Consider the following 2,797-nt stretch of genomic DNA (forward strand, 5'->3'; position numbering starts at 1 on the left):
ATCGTTCGACTCCTCAGGTTGAAGGAGTCGAAATGGTCTGCCCACCACGGATACTGTTCAATCCAGGCGCAGCGCCCGCGCCGTCAGATCGGCCTCACCGCAAACGCCACTCCCGCGAAGCGGGTTCGTGCAACGACCCCAGAGCAGTCATTGGAGCCACCCGCGAAGAACGTTGCTACCTGCTTTTTGCCTGAGGAAAGCGTTTGGAATTCTCTTGGCTTTCCGACAGTTCCAAAAACGGAAGCTCACAATTTTTGGATAAGAGACTACTCACCATTTACAAAATGTAAAATCTGTTTTCCATTTTCGCGAGAATAACAAACGGTAGTATCGCCGCCCACCGTACCAACCCGCAAATTCAGCCCAACACAAATCATCGTTGGAAGATGAACTACAACTGGGCTAACTTCACGCAACACTTGATCAAGTGAAATTTTTCCATTCCCGGAATAAAATGCCAGTGCTCGATCCACATAAGGCTGATCTGCCATATGATACGCAACTGTCGCTTCTTCATGATGCACGACTGCCGCTTCTTCATTTGCATCACAAGACGCCAAGAGAGCAGCGCAAAATAATGTGTAGAAAAATTGACGCACCATCACTGGGATTTACCAGATTTAACCGACACCGCAATAACGGCTTCGCGATCGTTGCTCCATGAAATTTGCCGGTCCGTGTTCCACCCACTTCTGGTCATTCCCGACGCATGGGTGTTCGCACAGGATCGGTCGTCAGACTCCGGCCTCGAAGTCACCTGAACCCGAATCTCTTGTGGTAGCCATTTTGCTGACAGCCTGTTCCGTGTTAGGAACGCGACCATGCGGGGGATATTGCTTTGGGGTTTTTGCTCAACTCAATCGTGGCGCTTGTGCTGTCGGCGGGCGGCGTGACGGATACTGCGCAACAGCGCGTGAGCGAGCCAGCAGAGCTGGTGCTCGGTCGGGCCGATTCAGAAATCGTGCTGAAGCAAAAAATACTCCAGGGCATTTTTGGCAAGCAGAAATATGACTGGGATGTCGATCTGGACAAGGGTGTGATCCGGTTCACCAGCGCGACCAAGATGGTCAGCGCGCCCGTCCAGGTGATTGGCACCTACAACACGCTCGACGGAACCTTTCTTTGGGGATGGGATCATCCGTCCGTCCCCGTTAGGCTCGGGGCGGATGCCCGGCGGGCGCGTCAATTCGGCAAACGGCAGAAACTGCCCCTGTTCACGACGCGCAAGGTCGAATGCACTGAAGATCAGGCATGGCGCTTCACCGCCGTGGCGCTTTATCTGTCCGGTGCCCAGGGCGCCTATCGAGGGCCTTCCGGAACGACGATGGTGTTCATGACGTTCGGCGACATGACGGTCACACCGCTCAAATGAGCTGCGGCACCCGTTCTCCGGCAAACGCTGGAGTCCAGGGCGAGCAGTGCCTCATCGCTTCTGGCTTACGGATCAGGCCCGGAAAACAGAGACCTATCGCTCCTCGCGTGCGACCTCGCGCCAGCCGATGTCGCGGCGGCAGAAGCCGGTGGGGAAGTCGATGGCGTCCACCGCTGCATAAGCTGCATTCCGCGCCGCTGTGACCGTCGCGCCGGTAGCGGTGACGTTGAGCACGCGTCCGCCGTTGGCGACCAGCGCCTCACCTTTCAGCGCCGTGCCCGCGTGAAACACCTTCGCCGCGCCGGTATCGCCCAGCACAATTGCGCCACCCTTTGCGGGCGCGCCGGGATAGCCGGTCGCTGCCATGACGACGGTCAGCGCGACATCGTCGCTGAAGCGCGGCGTCGCGCATTCCGCCAACCGCCCCTCCGCCGTCGCCAGCAGCAGCGCGGCCAGATCGCTCTCAAGCCGCATCATCAGCACCTGGCATTCGGGGTCACCGAAACGGCAATTGTATTCGATCAGCTTTGGCCCCTGATCGGTCAGCATCAGTCCGGCAAACAGTACGCCCGAATAGGCCATGCCTTCCGCCGCCAATGTCGCCACGGTAGGCGCGATGATGCGCGCCATGACCTCGGCCTCAAGCGCCGGGGTGAGCACCCGCGCGGGGCTGTAGGCGCCCATGCCGCCGGTGTTCGGCCCGGTGTCGCCTTCGCCGACGCGCTTATGGTCCTGCGCCGATCCGAGGGCGACGATCGCGCTGCCGTCGGTGATTGCAAAGAAGCTCACCTCCTCGCCGCGCATGAACTCTTCGATCACCACCTCGGCCCCCGCCTCGCCGAAACCGCCCGCGAACATATGGCCGATCGCGTCCTCGGCTTCCTCAAGCGTCTCGGCGATGATCACGCCCTTGCCCGCTGCCAGCCCGTCGGCCTTGATCACCACCGGCAGACCGAACCCGGCCAGCGCGGCGCGCGCCTCGGCAATGTGGCTGGCGCGAACATAGCGCGCGGTGGGGATATCCGCACGGTCGCACAATGCCTTGGTGAAGCCCTTGGAGCCCTCAAGCTGCGCGGCTTTCGCGGACGGACCGAATACCGCGATGCCGTGGCCACGCAGACTGTCCGCCAGCCCGTCGACCAGCGGCGCTTCTGGCCCGATCACCACCAGATCGATGGCGTTTGTTGCGCAGAATACCGCAACCGCCGCATGGTCGGTCACCGCCAGATCGACGCAGGTCGCGTGCTCGGCGATGCCGGGATTGCCGGGCGCTGCGAAGACTTTCGCGACCTGCGGGGATTGCGCGAGTTTCCAGCACAGGGCATGTTCGCGGCCTCCGCTCCCCACCAACAGGATGTTCATGCCCGATCCCTTTTCAGATGACGCCCGTTCGCATTCCGGCGGGCTGTTAGCCCAGATGGCACC

3 protein-coding genes are annotated in these 2,797 nt (G+C 60.7%); 1 reads left to right on the plus strand and 2 read right to left on the minus strand.

The features are described 5' to 3' along the window. Positions 1–266: 266 nt before the first annotated feature. The gene (locus ACEW8G_RS15475) at positions 267–605 is read right to left on the minus strand and encodes a hypothetical protein (protein WP_373489291.1); all 339 of its coding nucleotides are present in this window, start codon (positions 603–605) and stop codon (positions 267–269) included. Positions 606–838: 233 nt separating this feature from the next. Here ACEW8G_RS15475 and ACEW8G_RS15480 point away from each other — a divergent pair, with 233 nt between their 5' ends. Further along, positions 839–1,372 (plus strand): DUF6882 domain-containing protein, encoded by a 534-nt coding sequence (locus tag ACEW8G_RS15480; protein ID WP_373489292.1) that lies wholly within the window; start codon positions 839–841, stop codon positions 1,370–1,372. 93 nt (positions 1,373–1,465) lie between these two features. Here the strand turns inward: ACEW8G_RS15480 and purD are convergent, their stop codons facing one another. Then, positions 1,466–2,734 carry a phosphoribosylamine--glycine ligase gene (purD, locus tag ACEW8G_RS15485; RefSeq protein ID WP_373489293.1) on the minus strand — a complete coding sequence of 423 codons (1,269 nt, stop codon included), beginning with the start codon at positions 2,732–2,734 and terminating at the stop codon, positions 1,466–1,468. Positions 2,735–2,797 lie beyond the last annotated feature (63 nt).

Source organism: Blastomonas sp. (assembly GCF_041747255.1).
Taxonomy (GTDB): Bacteria; Pseudomonadota; Alphaproteobacteria; order Sphingomonadales; family Sphingomonadaceae; genus Blastomonas.